We start from the raw sequence: 15,935 nt of genomic DNA, 5'->3' as shown, positions 1-15,935 counted from the left end.
GGAAGAGCAATCGCCTCCGCGAAGAGCAGATCGCGCTCGAGCCGGGTGGTGAACGCGACGCCGACGACCGAGTTCCCCGCGAACTGCGCGTCGACACCGGGGACCTCGAGTTTCGGGAGCAGACCCTGGAACGTCGTGACGGTGATCTCCGAGCCGGGCTCGAGGGTGACGGCCGCCGCCGCGCTGCCGCCGTCCTTCGACAGCAGCAGCTGCTTCGCCGGTGGCGTGGCCGACCAGTAGGAGTCGACCGAACGGGTGGGTACCTCGGCCGCGAACCGATCGAGCACCGCGGTCACCTCGGGTCCGATGTCGGCGACGGTGCGCCCGGGTGGCGGGGTGTAGATCGCGATGATGTCGGCGGTCTGGGGACCGAAATTGTCGTCCACGATGCGCTGCACCTCGGCCGATTCGCTGCCGGGGTCGTAGAACCCGCCCTGCGAGAGTCGGCCGAACACCCCGGTGCCCCAGACGCCCGCGAGCACGACGACGACGACCGCCAACCCGAGCACCCACCAGCGCCGGTCGACGACGAATGTGGCCCAACGGTTCATGCGGTGCTCCGTTCCCGGTGACGACCCGATGCTCCGCGACTGTAGTGCGACCGGTCCTCAGCCGACGTCCCGGCGCCGGAACCCCGCGAACCCCACCGCGGCGAACAGGGCGGCCACGGCGGTGAGCACGGCGAGCCCGAGCCACTGCGGTGGTGCCGCCGTCACCACGGGCACGTGCCGGAACGGACTGATTCCCAGAATCCAGTTCCACAACCGGAACAGCGGGCCCAGGATCGTCAGCGCGAAGGCGGCGACCACACCGAGCCAGCCGAGCATCCGCGCCCGGGGCCGGGCGCCGATCACCGCGACCGCGAACCCGACCAGCACCCACACCGCGGGAATCGTCACGAGCGCCTGGCGGATCAGATCCCCGGCCGCGATCCGTCCACCCCGCGCCGACGAGACGTACGCGAACAGCGTCGCCCCCACGAGCAGCGCCGCCGCGGGGGCGAGCAGCGCGATTCCCGCGTGCGACGCGAAGTACCGGGTCCGGGTCAGGGCCCCGGCCAGCACCGGTTCGACGCGCAGCGCCAGTTCCTCGGCGCGCAGCCGCATCATCACCTGGACCCCGAACACGGCGGCGACGATGCCCATCAGCTGCAGCATCGTCACCACGAAACCGAAGACGAGCGAGCCGCGTCCGCTCCCGAGCAGCGAGCCGAGCGCCGGGTTGTCGGCGAAGACCTCCGTGAACGTGGTGGACATGAAACCGAACACCACCCCGAGCGCCACGAACACCGTCGTCCACGCGGCGAGCGCGCCGCGGTGCAGACGCAGCGCCAGGCCCCACACGTTCGTTCCCGCCCCGCCTTCTGCGGGCCCCGGCGACGGCGCGATCACACCGACCCCGAAATCGCGCCGGGCCTGCAGGACGAACGCGATCAACAGCAGTACCGCGGTCAGCACAAGGCAGGCCGCCAGGGGCCACCAGTCGTTTCCCGCCGCCGGGCGAACCTGCTGCACCCAGCCCAGCGGGGTCGTCCAGATCGCCCACCCGTCGGGGGCGACCACGTCGACGTAGGCGCGGACCAGCAGACAGGCTCCGAGCACCCCGATCGCCAGGGTGGTGGCGGTGGGCGCGTAGGACCCCAGCTGGGCGGTGACCGCGGCGAGCGCGCCGAACACCAGCCCGGACGCGGTGAACGTCGCGGCCAGCGTGATCGAGTCGGCGACACCGCCGCCGACGAGGATCGTCGCGCCCGCACAGACGACACCGAGCACGACGGAGGCCAGCGACGACCACGCGACGGCCGTCGCCAGCCGGGCCTGGCGGCCGACGACGCCCGAGGCGACGAGTTCGGCCTGACCCGAATCCTCGTGGGCGCGGCTGTTGCGGATGACGGCCAGGATCGCCATCAGGGCCGTGAAGAACGCGCCGAGCGCCCCGGCCCGCCACGCGTTGAATCCGTCCGCGTAGGTCAGGTCGCGCGCCGGGCCGAACACGACCCGCAGTGCCGGGTTCGCGCCGAGGGTGGCATCGAGGGTGCGGCGGCTCGCCGCGTCCGGGAACACCCAGCCGTAGGCGAGGACCGACGACACCGACAGCGCCGTGACGAGCACGATCCACGGCGCGACGTTGCCGCGGTCCTGCTCGGCGGTGGCCCGCAGCAGCGGCCGCATCCCCGCCCACGAGGCCCTCACGTCGGGGCCTGCCCGTCGCGGCCGTGCCGGTGATAGTGCCGCAGGAACAACTCCTCGAGGGACGGTGGCGAGACGGTGATGCTGCGGATGTCGTTGCGGCCCAGAGCCGCGAGCACCGGGCCGGCGTGGCCGTGCTCGACCGCGCAGTGCACGCGCGGGCCGTCGATGCGCACGTCGTGGATCCCGGGCAGCGCGGTCAGTGCCGCCGGGTCGGCCACGGGGGCGGCGAGGACAGCGTCGATCGTCGAGCGCAGATCCGCACGCATGTCCTCGAGCGTGCCGGTCTCGACGACCCGGCCGTCGCGGATGATGCTCATCCGGTCGGCGAGCGTCTCGACCTCGCTGAGCACGTGGCTCGACAGCAGGACCGTCCGCCCGCGCCGCTTCTCCCGGGTGATCTCGTCGTGGAACACCGCGGACATGACCGGGTCGAGCCCCGAGGTCGGCTCGTCGAGCAGCAACAGTTCCACGTCCGAGGCCAGGGCCGCGACGAGCGCCACCTTCTGCCGGTTGCCCTTCGAATAGGTGCGGCCGCGTCTGGTCGGGTCGAGTTCGAACCGGTCGAGCAGGGCCGCGCGGCGCCGCCGGTCGAGTCCGCCGCGCAACCGGCCGAGCAGATCGATCGCCTCGCCGCCGGTCATTCCGGGCCACAGGCTCACGTCGCCCGGCACGTAGGCGAGCCGTCGGTGCAGGCTCACCACGTCGCGCCAGGGGTCGCCGCCGAGCAGCCCGACGTGCCCGGCGTCCGGCCGGAGCAGACCCAGCAGGACCCGCAACGTGGTCGACTTGCCGGCCCCGTTGGGGCCGAGGAAACCGTGCACCTCGCCCGCGGCGACCTCCAGATCCAGGCCGTCGAGCGCAGTGAAGCGTCCGAATCGCTTGACCAGTCCCTCGATCCGGATCGCGGACGTCATGGGACGCACGCTACTCGTGGACGGCGGTGTGGGCGGGCGGTTCGGGTGGCGGTCCCGCACCCGGGTCGACGACGACGAACTGCCCCATCATGCCGTCGTCCTCGTGCCGGAGCAGGTGGCAGTGGTACATGTACGGCGCCGCGGGATCGGGGTGACCGGTGAACCGCATCAGCAGCCGGACGGTGCGCCCCGGTGCGATGTAGACGGTGTCCTTCGGGCCGGACAGGGCGGGGTGGCCGTCACCGAGAACGCGGAAGCTCGTCCCGTGGACGTGGAAGTTGTGGATCGTGCCGCTGCTGTTGCGGACCTCCCACACCTCCGTGGCGCCGGCGGCGACGGTCTGGTCGATCCGGGACATGTCCGTTTCGCGGCCGTCGATGGTGCCGGAGCCGGTGAGGTCCAGGTGCCGTGTGACGGCGGGGGGACCGGGATCCTCGTGGGTGACCGGTTCCCCCTGCACCTGCGTGCTGGGCGTGAGCGTGCGCGCGGCGCGCAGCTCGAGGATGTCGAACTCGTCGTCACCGCCGGAGAACCTGGTCTGCCAGAAGTCCGCACCCAGGTCCGGCGGGGTACTGCGGAGCACGGTCGTCGCGCCCGCGGGCAGCGCGACGACGATCTCGGCGCGCTCGCCGGGGGAGAGCTGGATGCGGCGCATCGGTGCCGGATTCGTGAGCGGGCCGCCGTCGGTGCCGACGAGCAGGAACGGCAGACCGGTGTCGAAGGAGAAGTTGTACACGCGAGCGTTGGAGGCGTTGAGCAACCGCAGCCGGATCCGCTCGGCGGTGACGTCGAGGTAGGGCCGCGGGGTGCCGTTGACGACGATCTCGTCGCCGAGGAGGCCGACGGCGGCGAACATCGCGCCGTCGGTGGCGAGTTGGTCACGGTCGAACCGCTTGTCCTGCACCACGAGTGGGATGTCGTCGATCCCGTACCGGTCGGGCAGGGGTGGACCGCCGGCCGGGTCGTCGAGCAGGAACAGTCCGGCGATCCCGCGGTAGACGTGGTCGGCGGTGGTGCCGTGCGGGTGCGGGTGGTACCACAGCGTCGCGGCCGGCTGGTCGACTGTCCACTGCGGACTCCACGTCGCCCCCGGGGCGATCGGCTGGTGCGGGCCGCCGTCCACGGCGGCCGGCAGGTGCATGCCGTGCCAGTGCAGGGTGCTCGCCTCGTCGAGCTCGTTGGTGACGTTCACCCGGACCTGTTCGCCGCGGCCGGCACGCAGCGTCGGCCCGAGGTACGACCCGTTCACGCCCCAGGTCCGGGTGCCGGGACCGTGCCCGAGGTCCGTGGTGCCGCGCTGCATGGTCAGGTCGAACACGCGGACCCCGTCGGGTGCGATCGTGCTCGTCGCGAGCGGCGGGATGCGCAGCGCACGGTCGAAGGTGACCCGGCCGGTGGTGTCGACCACCGCCGAGTTCCACGCGTGCGCGACGAGGCCGCCCGCGATCGCCGTGAGGACGACGATCACGGCGACGAGCGCGCCGGAGAGTTGCAGCAGGACCCGCTTCACGAGATCGATACTGCTGCGGCGGGCGGGGCGGCACATCCGGGCACACACCGGAAATCGGACTGGGGGACAACCCCGAAAGGACCGGTGTGCGCGGGTGCTCCCGGCGGACCGAACGGGGGGGTTCCTCTGACGAGCGGGTGGTTGCCGGGCCCGAGGCTCGGCCGGTGCCGCGGGAACCGCCTTCTCGTCGCGAACCGGCAGGGGACCCGTCAGCGCGCAGAGCGGATCGCCGGGATCCGATCGTGCCGATCGGCCCGGACGATGCTGGGGAGCAACAGCTCCCACATCTGGTCGAGGCGGGCCTCGAGGTCCGCGCGGTCGGCGAGAACCATCGACAGCAGGTACACCCCCGCGACGGAGGAGACGAGGAACCGGGCGTGCGCGGCCGGGTCCAGTCGGGCGCTCAGTTCCTCTTCGTCCGACGCACGCCGGAACAGGGCTTCGAACACCGTGATCCAGCTTCGGTAGGCCTCGCGGTCGGCGCGTTCGTACTCGCCGGTCAGCCGCAGTCCGGCCTGGACGATCAGATCTTCGCTGAACAACCGTCCGAGCGCATGGGTGAGCGCGACCAGCTGCTCGAGGGCGGGGCCGTCGGCGTGCAGGACGGTGCCGATCGCGGCACGGGTGCGCTGTTGCTGTTCGCTGATCAACGCTTGCACCAGGGCGTCCTTGGTGGGGAAGTGGAAGGTCAGTGCTCCCTTGGTCACTTCGGCCGAGGCTGCGGCCTCGGCGAGGGCCGTGCCGTGCACGCCGTTGTCGGCGAACAACCGCGCGGCGGCGAGAAGGATCTGCTGTCGGGTCCGGATCGCGCGCTGCTGGGCCGGGCGCCCGACCGCGGGAGCCTCGGACGGCGGATTCGCAGCGGCCGGAGTGGCTGCCGGCTCGACGGTCGGTGCACCGACGCAGTCCCGGGTCATCTCCACTCCTCGCATTGTCGGCCGCCCTGCGTGACCGGGTGCGGACCGGGGGTGGTCCGTTCGGGCCGGCCCCCCGAGCCTGCCCGAACGGACCCTCACCCCTCCGCTCCCTGCGGTGCCACCAGAGGCCCGTCCGTGCCGCGGCACAAGGCACGTCCCGGAGGTCTGTCTCTGGAAGCGCTCCCAGCATACCACCGAAAAACCAGTCGTCCGGTTTTGGCGGCACCCACGCCGGTGGAGTGCTCGACGGCTGTCCCCTGCCGGGAGCCGTCCCTCGGCAGCGATTTCCGGCCCGGTGAATTCCGGCTCGAATGTCACATTCGATTCGTGGCCGGTGTCTCCATGCCGAGAGAGCAAGCAACCGAAGGAGGAATCATGACCAGCAGCACCAGGATCCCGAAGGCGGAGCTGACCGGCATCTACGGCGCGCTCGTCGAGCGGATGTCCCGGAAGATGCTCGGGGACGTGCCCGAGGGGGTGGGGGTGATGTGGCACAACCGGAAGGTGCTGAACTTCGGCTTCGGGGTCGGTCGCCGGATCCAGAAGTGGGACCGGTGTGACGAGAACCTGAAGTCGTTCGCCCACATGGCGGTGGCCAGCCTGGTCGGGTGCAGTTTCTGCCTGGATCTCGGCTACTTCCATGCCCACAACAAGGGGTTGGACGTGGCGAAGGCGCGTGAGGTGCCACGGTGGCGTGAGTCGGATGTCTTCACGCCGCTGGAGCGCGACGTCATGGAGTACGCCGAGGCGATGACGCAGACGCCGCCGACGGTCACCGACGAATTGTCGGCCCGGCTGCTGGAGGCACTCGGCCCAGCCGCGCTGGTGGAGCTGACCGCTTACATCGCGCTGACGAACTTCATGACCCGCTCCAACACCGCGTTCGGCATCGAGTCGCAGGGGTTGTCCGCCGCCTGCAATCTCGAGCCGCTCGCCGTAGCGTCGAAGTCGTGACCGACGACCCGTTCGTCGCCCACCGCAACCTGCTCTTCACCGTCGCCTACGAGATGCTCGGCTCTGCCGCCGACGCCGAGGACGTCGTCCAGGAGACGTGGCTGCGGTGGGCGGATGTGGACCGGACGCAGGTGTGGGACGCGCGGGCCTATCTGGTGCGGATCGTCACCCGGCTGGCGCTCAACCGGCTGCGGGCATTGGCGCGGCAACGCGAGGAGTACGTCGGGGAATGGCTGCCCGAGCCGCTGCTCACGACTCCCGACGTGGCCGAGGACGCCGAACTCGCCGAGAGCGTCTCGATCGCGATGCTCACCGTGCTGGAGACCCTCGGTCCGGTCGAGCGGGCAGTGTTCGTCCTGCGTGAGGTGTTCGATACGCCCTACGACGAGATTGCCGAGGCGGTGGGCAAGACCCCGGCCGCGGTCCGGCAGATCGCCCACCGTGCCCGCCGGCACGTCGCGGCGCGGCGACCGCGGATGCGGGTGGAGCCGGCCGAGCAGCTGGCGGTGGTCGAGAAGTTCATGACGGCCCTCGCGACGGGCGATGTGCAGGGCCTGATGGAGGTGCTCGCCCCGGACGTGGTGGCGATCGCCGACGGCGGCGGGGTGGTGCCGGCGGCCCGGAAGCCGATCGCCGGAGCCGAGAAGCTGGCGGCGCTGCTGATCCGCCTCGCCCAGGCCCCGGGCTTCGTGGCGGCCGGTGCCTGGCTCAATGGGATGCCGGGCGCACGTTTCGAGGTGGAGGGCGCAGCCGCTGCGGTGAGTCTGGTGGTGGAGGACGGCCGGATCACCCGCCTCTACGCGGTCAACAACCCCCACAAGCTGGGGCGGCTGGGAACGTCGGCGGAACTGCGGCGGTGACCGTCCCGCCCGGCGGGCCGCGCAATTCGAACATATGTACGATGAGCGAGGACGGTCGAGCCGAAGGCGGTGCGGGGATGGGCTGGGGGAGTGGGCCGCCGACCTGGTCGGAGCTCGAACGCGTGTTGTCGGGCCGGCCCCGACGCGACGTGGAATTCCCCGGTGACGGCAGCGACAGTCCCGCCTGGTCGCGCACCCGCGGAGAGTACGAACCGCGCGTCCGGCCGCCCGACGGGCCCGTCGTGCCCTACGCCGAACTGCACGCCCACTCGGCGTTCAGCTTCCTCGACGGTGCTTCCGGTCCCGAGGAACTCGTGGAGGAGGCGGTGCGTCTCGGCCTCGAAGCCGTTGCGCTCACCGACCACGACGGTCTCTACGGCGTCGTGCGCTTCGCCGAAGCTGCCCGCGAACTGGGGATGCGCACCGTGTTCGGCGCCGAACTCTCCCTCGCCGCCGGAGCGCCGGACGAGACGCACCTCCTGGTCCTCGCGCGCGGGCAGGAGGGGTATCGGCGGTTGTCCCGCGAGATCGCCGCCGCGCATCTGACCGGTGGGGAGAAGGGCCGGCCGCGCTACGACTACGACGCGCTCACCGATGTGGCCGGCGGGCACTGGCAGATCCTCCCCGGCTGCCGCCGCGGGCACGTCCGCCGAGCCCTCGAGGTCGGGGGCCCCGAGGCGGCCGAGACGGCCCTGTGCGACCTCGTCGAGCGCTTCGGCGCCGACCGGGTCACGGTCGAGCTCACGCACCACGGCCTCCCCGAGGACGGCGAACGCAACGCGTTGCTCGCGGAACTCGCCGATCGCCGAGGTCTTTCGTGCATCGCCAGCACCGCGGCCCACTACGCCACGCCGGACCGCCGGCGACTGGCGACAGCGCTGGCCGCCATCCACGACCGGCAGAGTCTCGACGAAGCCGCGGGCCGGCTCCTCCCGACCGGGGGCGCCCACCTGCGTTCCGGCGCGGAGATGGCGCACCTGTTCGCCGCCCACCCCGGTGCGGTCCGCCGGGCCGCCGAACTCGCCCGGGACTGTGCGTTCGACCTGCGGCTCATCGCCCCGAACCTGCCCCCGTTCGACGTACCCGAGGGGCACACCGAACTCAGCCGGCTGCGCGAACTCGCCCTGCACGGGGCGCGGCACCGTTACGGCACCCCCGAGGACGATCCGGCGGCCTACCGGCAGATCGAGCACGAACTCGATGTCATCGGCCGGCTGAACTTTCCCGGCTACTTCCTCGTGGTGCACGACATCGTCACCTTCTGCAAGGACAACGACATCCTCTGCCAGGGGCGAGGTTCGGCCGCCAACTCCGCCGTCTGTTACGCCATCGGCATCACCAACGTCGACCCGGTCCGCAACGAGCTGCTCTTCGAACGCTTTCTGTCCCCGGAACGCGACGGACCCCCCGACATCGACATCGACATCGAGTCCGACCGGCGGGAGGAGGCCATCCAGCACGTCTACGCCAAGTACGGGCGGACCCACGCCGCTCAGGTCGCCAACGTCGTCACCTACCGCGGCAAGTCCGCCGTCCGCGACATGGCGCGGGCCCTCGGCTACGCGCAGGGCCAGCAGGACGCCTGGAGTCGCCAGGTCACCAGGTGGCACGGCGTGGAACAGGAGCCCGACACCGACATCCCCCCGTCCGTCCTCGCACTCGCCGCACAGGTCGAAGGACTGCCGCGCCACCTCGGCATCCATTCCGGCGGGATGGTGATCTGCGACCGTCCCGTCGCCGACGTGTGCCCGGTCGAATGGGCCCGGATGGCGGGCCGCACCGTGCTGCAGTGGGACAAGGACGACTGTGCCGCCGCGGGACTGGTGAAGTTCGACCTGCTCGGACTGGGCATGCTGTCCGCGCTGCACTACATGATCGACCTCGTCGCCGAGCACGAAGGAGTCACGGTGGATCTCGCTCGTCTCGATCTCGCGGAGGAAGGGGTATACGAGATGCTGCGCCGCGCCGACGCCGTCGGGGTGTTCCAGGTCGAGTCCCGCGCGCAGATGGCCACCCTCCCGCGCTTGAAGCCACGCGTCTTCTACGACCTGGTGGTCGAGGTGGCGCTCATCCGGCCGGGTCCCATCCAGGGCGGGTCCGTGCACCCGTACATCCGGCGCCGCAACGGGCTCGAACCCGTCACCTACGACCATCCCTGCCTCGAGAAGGCCCTGAAACGCACCCTCGGGGTGCCGCTGTTCCAGGAGCAGCTGATGCAGATGGCTGTCGACGCCGCCGGGTTCACGGCGGCCGAGGCCGACCGGCTGCGCCGGGCGATGGGGGCCAAGCGTTCGACCGCGAAGATGGAACGGCTGCGCGGCCGGCTCTACGACGGCATGCGCGAGCGGCACGGCATCACCGGCGACGTTGCCGACCGCATCTACGAAAAGCTCTATGCCTTCGCGAATTTCGGTTTCCCCGAGAGTCATTCGCAGAGCTTCGCGGCCCTGGTGTTCTATTCGGCGTGGTTCAAGCTGCATCATCCGGCGGCATTCTGTGCGGGCCTGCTGCGCGCGCAGCCGATGGGGTTCTACTCCCCGCAGTCCCTCGTCGCCGACGCCCGCCGTCACGGTGTCGTGGTCCACGGACCGGATGTGAACGTGAGCCTCGCCCAGGCCACCACCGAGAACCGCGGCCGGGACGTGCGTCTCGGCCTCGGCGCGGTCCGCCACCTCGGTGACGCGCTCGCCGAACGGATCGTCGCCGAGCGCACGGCGCACGGCCCCTACGCGTCGTTCCCGGAACTGTCCCGGCGGGTCGAGCTGAGCACCGTCCAGGCCGAGGCCCTCGCCACGGCGGGAGCCCTCGGGGGCCTCGGTATCACCCGCCGGGAGGCGCTGTGGTCGGCGAGCGCGGCTGCGGCGCAACGGCCGGACCGGTTGCCCGGCGTCGGCGCGTCGACGCAGGCCCCCGCACTGCCCGGCATGAGCGATGTCGAGCTGGCCGCCGCGGACGTGTGGGCGACGGGGATCTCCCCGGACAGCTATCCCACCCAGTTCCTGCGCCCGCAGCTCGACGCGCTCGGCGTCGTGCCGGCGGCGCAGCTGCTGCAGGTCGCCGACGGGGCGCGGGTGCTCGTGGGGGGCGCGGTCACGCACCGGCAGCGACCCGCGACCGCCGAGGGCGTGACCTTCCTCAACCTCGAGGACGAGACCGGGATGGTGAACGTGGTGTGTTCCGTGGGGCTGTGGGCGCGGTACCGCACGCTCGCGCACACCGCACCGGCGCTGCTGGTACGCGGACGGGTGCAGAACGCGGAGGGAGCGGTGACGGTGGTCGCGGACCGGTTGCAGCGCATGGATCTGCGCATCACCGGAAAGTCCCGCGACTTCCGTTAGCATCCTGCGGCATGCGACGCCCGCTGGTGATCCTGCTCGCCCTGCTGTTCCTCGCCGGATGCGCCGGAGGCGGCGAGGGGGCGGGTGACGGAACCGCGGCCGCACCACCGCAGCCGTCCCTGTCCGACGGCACCCGCGAATCGGCACCTGCGGACGCGCAGCCCACTTCGCGCAAGGAGATCGTCACCGGGCACCTGGTGCTGCGTGCCGGCGATCCGGTCGCTGCCGGACGACAGGTGGTGACGCTCGTCGAGGCGGCCGGCGGCCGGGTGGACTCGGTCACCGAGCAGCCGGGCGCCGCCAGTGTGCTGACCGTCCGGGTGCCGGCGGACCGGCTCACCGGGACGATCGAGGACATCCGCGGGCTCGGCGACGTGACCAGCCTGACCACCACCCGCGAGGACGTCACGCTCCAGTACACCGATCTCGAGGCGCGGATCGCGGCCCTGCAGTCGTCGGTGGACCGGTTGCGCGCGCTGATGGCCTCGGCCGCGACCACCGCCGACCTCATCGAGGCAGAGAACGCGCTGGCGCAGCGTCAGAGCGAACTCGACGGTCTCGTCGCCCAGCAGCGCTACCTCGCCGACCAGATCGAGCTGTCCACGCTGACCGTGGAGATCTCGGCGGAGCGCCGGGCGGACCGGGACAGTTTCGTGGACGGGGTCCTCGCCGGATGGGGTGCGTTGCGCTCGGCGCTGGCCGGGTCGGTGGTCGCTCTGGGGGTCGCGTTACCGTGGGTGGGGTTTCTCGCCGTGTGCGCAGCCGTCGTCTACGTGGTCGTCCGGCTCGTCGCGCGGCGGGGCAGACCGGAACCAGTCCCGAACCCGGAGAGGAACGACCAGGATGCGTGAGGTCGGCCTGGCCACCCTGGACACCGCGCTCGCCGCCGGTGCCCCCGTCATCGACGTCCGTGAGCGCGACGAGTACCTGCAGGTGCGAGTGCCCGGGGTGACGCTCATCCCGCTCAGCGAGTTCGTCGCCCGCGCCGACGAGATTCCGGACGCGGACACGGTCTACGTGATCTGCGCGGTCGGTGGACGCAGTTCGCAGGCCGCCGGCTATCTGGTCGGACGTGGCATCAACGCCGTGTCGGTGACCGGCGGAACCGTGGCCTGGCAGCAGTCCGGCCGCGACGTGGAAGTCGGGGTCTGACCGGGCGCGCTCGCACGGGAGCGTCCGGCCTGCCGTCAGATCGCGGCGGCGACGATCGCCACGGCGCCTGCCACGATGGCGGCGAGGGCGACGGCCAGCAGCGCGGAACCGACCATGGCCACGGCGACGAGCGCACCCACGACCGTGAGGACGCCCGTGAGGGCGACGCCTGCGTGTGGATCCTCGAGCAGTGCCGACGGATTCTTCGGACGGTGGGGAAGGTGTGGTGCCGCCATGTCTGTTCTCCGAGTCGTTCGTCCGACTGCCGGGCGGCGAGCGCGTCGCCGGGTGCCCCGGAATCGATCCGGATACCGAGAGTCCCCGGCGCCGGTGTCACGGCCGACGCGGGGAAATAACGAAATGATAACGACGTATAACGATTCGATGCGGGCCCGTTCTTCGTGCAGCGCAACGAGAGGCGGGACACCGACGTCCGGGCCGTCGCCCAGGAGCCGCCGGCCTACCGGGTCAGCGACGGTAGCACCGCGCCGAGGACGTGCGGCATCCACGGCGCGAACACCTGGGGGGACTGCTCCACGTCGCGCACGACCTCGGTGAGGGACTGGAACCGCACCTCGGCCACCTCGCTCGGGACGGGACGGGGCGCCGTGTGCACGCGTCCGACGACGACGTGGTCGAATTCGTGCTCCATGAGCGACGAACCCGGATCGTGGGCGGAGTAGACGACCGAGGCCACCTCTCGCAGGCCCGACGGGTGCACACCCAGTTCCTCCCAGCTGCGCCGGGCCGCGGCCTCGAGCACGCTCTCACCCGGGAGCGGATGCCCGCAGCAGCTGTTGGCCCACAGGCCGGCGAAGTGGTATTTGTCCAGGCTCCTGCGCTGCAGCAGGACGTTGCCGTCGGCATCGAGCAGAAACGCCGAGAAAGCACGATGCAGCGGAGCCGGAGGGCGGTGCGCTGCCACCTTCTCGGCCGTTCCCACTTCCCGACCGTCGCGGTCGACCAGCACGACAAGAGTCACGACGTCTCCACCTCCCCGTTCCACGTTCCCACAGTTGCGGCGTTTCCCCACGACGAGGCTCCGCGCGGCGTCGAAGGGGATTCGGGGCCGTCCCCGGCGCGGATGGGTCCGTTGCCCGGCCGGTTCAGACGGCCCCCGCGAAACCGTGCTGACGCCACGCCTCGTACGTGACCACCGCCGCCGCGTTCGACAGGTTCAGCGAGCGCCGGCCCGGCAGCATCGGAATCCGCACCCGGGTCGTGACGTGGGGATCGGCGAGCACCTCGTCGGGCAGTCCCGTGGGTTCCGGCCCGAAGAGGAACACGTCGCCGGGCCGGTACTCGAGCGCGGCATACGACACGCTCGCATGTGCGGTGAATGCGTACACCCGCTCCGGCCGCAGCGCGGCCCACGCGGTCTCGAGGTCCTCGTGCACGCTCACCGACGCCAGATCGTGGTAGTCCAGGCCCGCACGCCGCAGTTTCGGCTCGGAGAGATCGAATCCGAGCGGCTCCACCAGATGCAGCTCGCAGCCGGTCCCGGCCACCATGCGGATCGCATTACCGGTGTTGGGTGGGATGCGCGGCTCGTAGAACATCACTCGGAACACCGATTCAGCTTGCCAGCCGCACCTCCGGCGGTGCCGCCGGGGACCGTCCACGCCCGGGGCGGACGGCCGTGCGGTGCCGGACGCGCGGCTGTCCGGGTACGCGAGCACCTCCGCCGGTGAGGCTGCGTCCGACGTTGCCGGGCGACCTGAGACAATGGTGGTCGTGACTGCGACGATCCTGGACGGCAAAGCGACCCGCGACGAGATTTTCGAGGACCTGAAGGCCCGCGTGGCCGCGCTGAAGGCGAAGGGCATCACCCCCGGGCTCGGCACCGTGCTCGTCGGCGACGACCCGGGATCCGCGGCGTACGTGCGCGGCAAGCACAACGACTGCGCCAAGGTCGGCATCAACTCGATCCGCCGCGACCTGCCCGCCGACACGACGCAGGAGCAGCTCGACGCGGTGATCGACGAGCTGAACGCCGACCCCGGCTGCACCGGCTACATCGTGCAGTTGCCGCTGCCGAAGCACCTGGACGAGAACGCCGCCCTCGAGCGCATCGATCCCGACAAGGACGCCGACGGTCTGCACCCGATCAACCTCGGCCGCCTGGTTCTCGGCAAGGAGGCGGCCCTGCCGTGCACGCCGCGCGGCATCGTGCATCTGCTGCGCCGGTACGAGGTCCCGATCGCGGGTGCCCACGTGGTGGTGGTGGGCCGCGGCGTCACCGTCGGCCGCCCGATCGGGTTGTTGCTCACCCGCCGCAGCGAGAACGCGACGGTCACCCTCTGCCACACCGGCACGAAGGATCTCGCGGCGGAGGTACGGCGTGCGGACATCGTCGTCGCCGCTGCGGGTGTGCCGGGACTGATCACCGCGGACATGGTCAAGCCGGGTGCGGCGGTCCTGGACGTGGGGGTGAGCCGGACCCCGGAGGGCCTGCGCGGCGACGTGGCCGCCGACGTCGGCGACGTGGCCGGGTTCCTGTCGCCCAACCCCGGTGGCGTCGGACCCCTGACCCGTGCGTTCCTGCTGGCGAACGTGGTCGAGCGAGCCGAACAGCTCGCCGGCCGCTGAGCCCGTGGTGCACCTGGCCGGCGCGGAGCGCTGGTTGCGGCTGGCCCGGCGGAACCTACCGCTGCTGGCGGTGACGGTCGTCATCGCTGCGGCGGTGATCCTCGTGGTGGCGGACCGGTGGCGTCGTGGCGCGTTCGTCTTCGGCAGCGCCACCCTGCTCGCCGGTCTGCTGCGCCTGTGGGTCCCCGAGGACGAGGTCGGGGTGCTCGCCGTGCGCAGCCGGGCCTTCGACGTGTCCGCGCTCCTCGTCGTGGGCGGACTCGTCATCGCGCTGGCGGTCTCGATCGATCCGCTCGGCACCGGATGAGCCGCCGGGCCGCGGCGGCCCGGCGGCGCGCGGCCCTCAGCCTCGTGCGAGGGTGACGAGCTCGGTCAGGAGTTTGGCGACGGCGCCGGCCTCGGTGAGGAAACCGTCGTGACCGTCCCGGGACTCGAGGACGCGCAGCCCGTCGCAGCCCGGCAGGCCGTCGGCGATCTCCTGTTGCAGGCGCAGCGGATACAGGCGGTCGGAATCCACACCGGCGACGATCGTCGGTACCGGGGTGGAGCCGAGTGCCGCGGCCACACCGCCCCGCCCGTGTCCGACGTCGTGCCGATTCATGGCCTGGGTGAGCGCGACGTACGTACCGGGGTCGAACCGCGCGACGAGTTTGTCGGCCTGGTGCTCCAGGTAGCTCTGTACCGCGTATCGCCCTCCGTTCCAGGGGTTTTCGCTTCCCTGGGGGGAGTTCGCGAAGCGGGTGTCGAGTTCGCCCTCGGTCCGGTAGGTCAGGTGCGCGATCCGCCGTGCGATGCCCAGCCCGGTCCGCGGCACACGTCCGGTTCCGTAGTAGTCCCCGCCCTGCCAGTCCGGGTCGGCGGTGATGGCGGCGATCTGCGTGGTCTGGGTGCCGATCTGGTCGGCGGTGGCGCGGGCCCCGACGGCAAGGACGAGGGCCGCCTGCACCCGTTCCGGATACCCGATGATCCACTCGAGCGTCCGCATGCCGCCCATCGACCCGCCGGTCACGGCCGCCAACCTGTCGATGCCGAGCGCATCGGCGAGCGCGACCTCGGCGGCGACCTGGTCGCGCACCGTGATGCCGGGGAACCGGGAGCCCCACGCCTTGCCGTCCGGGGCGGGCGAACCCGGTCCGGTGGTGCCGCGGCAGCCGCCCAGCACGTTCGTCGCCACAACGCACCACGTGTCGGTGTCGATCGGCGCGCCCGGACCGACCATCCCGGTCCACCAGCCGGGCGACGGGTGTTCGGGTCCGGCCGGCCCGGTCACGTGCGAGTCCCCGGTGAGGGCGTGTTCGACGAGGACGACGTTGTCGCGTGACGGCGACAGCCGGCCCCATCGCTGCACCGCCACCGTCACGTCGGGCAGGGTGGCGCCGGACTCGAGCGTCAGCGGCCCGATGTCGACGGTCCCGAGACGGCCGTCCTCCGGCGGCAGTTCCACGTGGCGCCGGTCGACGCGCGCCGTCAAGACGCGACCGCCTCGAGGCCGGTGGTGAGGTCGGCGAG

The 15,935-nt window shown here is 71.6% G+C and carries 15 protein-coding genes and 1 pseudogene; 7 read left to right on the top strand and 9 right to left on the bottom strand.

What is annotated here, in order from left to right; all coding sequences use genetic code 11:
* The 5 genes and pseudogenes from OEY_RS28730 to OEY_RS0119760 all read right to left on the bottom strand — a co-directional run.
* Positions 1-551: pseudogene (locus tag OEY_RS28730) on the bottom strand (MMPL family transporter); the annotation flags it as partial.
* Positions 552-608: 57 nt separating this feature from the next.
* On the bottom strand, positions 609-2,192 hold the full coding sequence (locus OEY_RS0119775) for an ABC transporter permease (RefSeq protein ID WP_029540127.1): 1,584 nt from the start codon (positions 2,190-2,192) through the stop codon (positions 609-611).
* Positions 2,189-3,106, bottom strand: a complete 918-nt coding sequence (locus OEY_RS0119770; RefSeq protein WP_010595537.1) for an ABC transporter ATP-binding protein — start codon at positions 3,104-3,106, stop codon at positions 2,189-2,191. The genes OEY_RS0119775 and OEY_RS0119770 overlap by 4 nt, the downstream gene beginning before the upstream one ends.
* 10 nt (positions 3,107-3,116) lie before the next feature.
* Positions 3,117-4,652: a multicopper oxidase family protein gene (locus OEY_RS0119765; protein WP_010595536.1), complete on the bottom strand. Its 1,536-nt coding sequence runs from the start codon at positions 4,650-4,652 to the stop codon at positions 3,117-3,119.
* Positions 4,653-4,825: 173 nt separating this feature from the next.
* Positions 4,826-5,533: a ScbR family autoregulator-binding transcription factor gene (locus tag OEY_RS0119760; RefSeq protein ID WP_010595535.1), complete on the bottom strand. Its 708-nt coding sequence runs from the start codon at positions 5,531-5,533 to the stop codon at positions 4,826-4,828.
* Positions 5,534-5,908: 375 nt separating this feature from the next.
* On the opposite strand from OEY_RS0119760, the gene OEY_RS0119755 reads away from it, so the two are divergent.
* The 5 genes from OEY_RS0119755 to OEY_RS0119735 all read left to right on the top strand — a co-directional run bounded on the left by OEY_RS0119755 (position 5,909) and on the right by OEY_RS0119735 (position 11,837).
* On the top strand, positions 5,909-6,487 hold the full coding sequence (locus OEY_RS0119755) for a carboxymuconolactone decarboxylase family protein (RefSeq protein ID WP_010595534.1): 579 nt from the start codon (positions 5,909-5,911) through the stop codon (positions 6,485-6,487).
* Positions 6,484-7,347: an RNA polymerase sigma-70 factor gene (locus OEY_RS0119750; RefSeq protein ID WP_010595533.1), complete on the top strand. Its 864-nt coding sequence runs from the start codon at positions 6,484-6,486 to the stop codon at positions 7,345-7,347. Before OEY_RS0119755 ends, OEY_RS0119750 begins: the two co-directional genes overlap by 4 nt.
* 77 nt (positions 7,348-7,424) lie before the next feature.
* On the top strand, positions 7,425-10,685 hold the full coding sequence (locus OEY_RS0119745; RefSeq protein WP_010595532.1) for an error-prone DNA polymerase: 3,261 nt from the start codon (positions 7,425-7,427) through the stop codon (positions 10,683-10,685).
* A gap of 11 nt (positions 10,686-10,696) precedes the next feature.
* Positions 10,697-11,536 (top strand): DUF4349 domain-containing protein, encoded by an 840-nt coding sequence (locus OEY_RS0119740; protein ID WP_010595531.1) that lies wholly within the window; start codon positions 10,697-10,699, stop codon positions 11,534-11,536.
* Positions 11,529-11,837, top strand: coding sequence for a rhodanese-like domain-containing protein (locus OEY_RS0119735; RefSeq protein WP_010595530.1), 309 nt, complete (start codon positions 11,529-11,531; stop codon positions 11,835-11,837). Before OEY_RS0119740 ends, OEY_RS0119735 begins: the two co-directional genes overlap by 8 nt.
* A 35-nt stretch (positions 11,838-11,872) precedes the next feature.
* On the opposite strand, the gene OEY_RS0119730 is transcribed toward OEY_RS0119735, so the two are convergent.
* From OEY_RS0119730 to OEY_RS0119720, 3 genes are all read right to left on the bottom strand, one after another.
* Positions 11,873-12,073, bottom strand: a complete 201-nt coding sequence (locus OEY_RS0119730; RefSeq protein ID WP_010595529.1) for a hypothetical protein — start codon at positions 12,071-12,073, stop codon at positions 11,873-11,875.
* A gap of 224 nt (positions 12,074-12,297) precedes the next feature.
* Positions 12,298-12,819 (bottom strand): isopentenyl-diphosphate Delta-isomerase, encoded by a 522-nt coding sequence (gene idi, locus OEY_RS0119725; protein WP_043805613.1) that lies wholly within the window; start codon positions 12,817-12,819, stop codon positions 12,298-12,300.
* A gap of 124 nt (positions 12,820-12,943) precedes the next feature.
* Positions 12,944-13,408, bottom strand: coding sequence for a tRNA (cytidine(34)-2'-O)-methyltransferase (locus tag OEY_RS0119720; RefSeq protein WP_010595527.1), 465 nt, complete (start codon positions 13,406-13,408; stop codon positions 12,944-12,946).
* A gap of 163 nt (positions 13,409-13,571) precedes the next feature.
* Between OEY_RS0119720 and OEY_RS0119715 the strand changes: the two genes are divergently transcribed.
* Together OEY_RS0119715 and OEY_RS0119710 are read left to right on the top strand one after the other, a co-directional pair.
* Complete coding sequence (locus OEY_RS0119715; RefSeq protein WP_010595526.1) at positions 13,572-14,426, top strand: bifunctional methylenetetrahydrofolate dehydrogenase/methenyltetrahydrofolate cyclohydrolase; 855 nt, start codon at positions 13,572-13,574, stop codon at positions 14,424-14,426.
* 4 nt (positions 14,427-14,430) lie between these two features.
* Positions 14,431-14,733, top strand: coding sequence for a DUF3017 domain-containing protein (locus tag OEY_RS0119710; protein WP_010595525.1), 303 nt, complete (start codon positions 14,431-14,433; stop codon positions 14,731-14,733).
* A 36-nt stretch (positions 14,734-14,769) separates the two neighbouring features.
* Here OEY_RS0119710 and metX read toward each other — a convergent pair whose 3' ends face one another.
* Entirely contained in the window at positions 14,770-15,870 is a 1,101-nt protein-coding gene (gene metX / locus OEY_RS0119705; protein ID WP_029540125.1) for a homoserine O-acetyltransferase MetX, read from the bottom strand.
* Between the last annotated feature and the right edge of the window lie 65 nt (positions 15,871-15,935).

Origin of the sequence: Rhodococcus sp. P14, from assembly GCF_000256505.1 — a bacterium.
GTDB classification, from domain to species: domain Bacteria; phylum Actinomycetota; class Actinomycetes; order Mycobacteriales; family Mycobacteriaceae; genus Rhodococcus; species Rhodococcus ruber.
The sequence above is the reverse complement of the archived record's forward strand: the minus strand, read 5'-3'. Positions and strand labels throughout refer to the sequence as shown.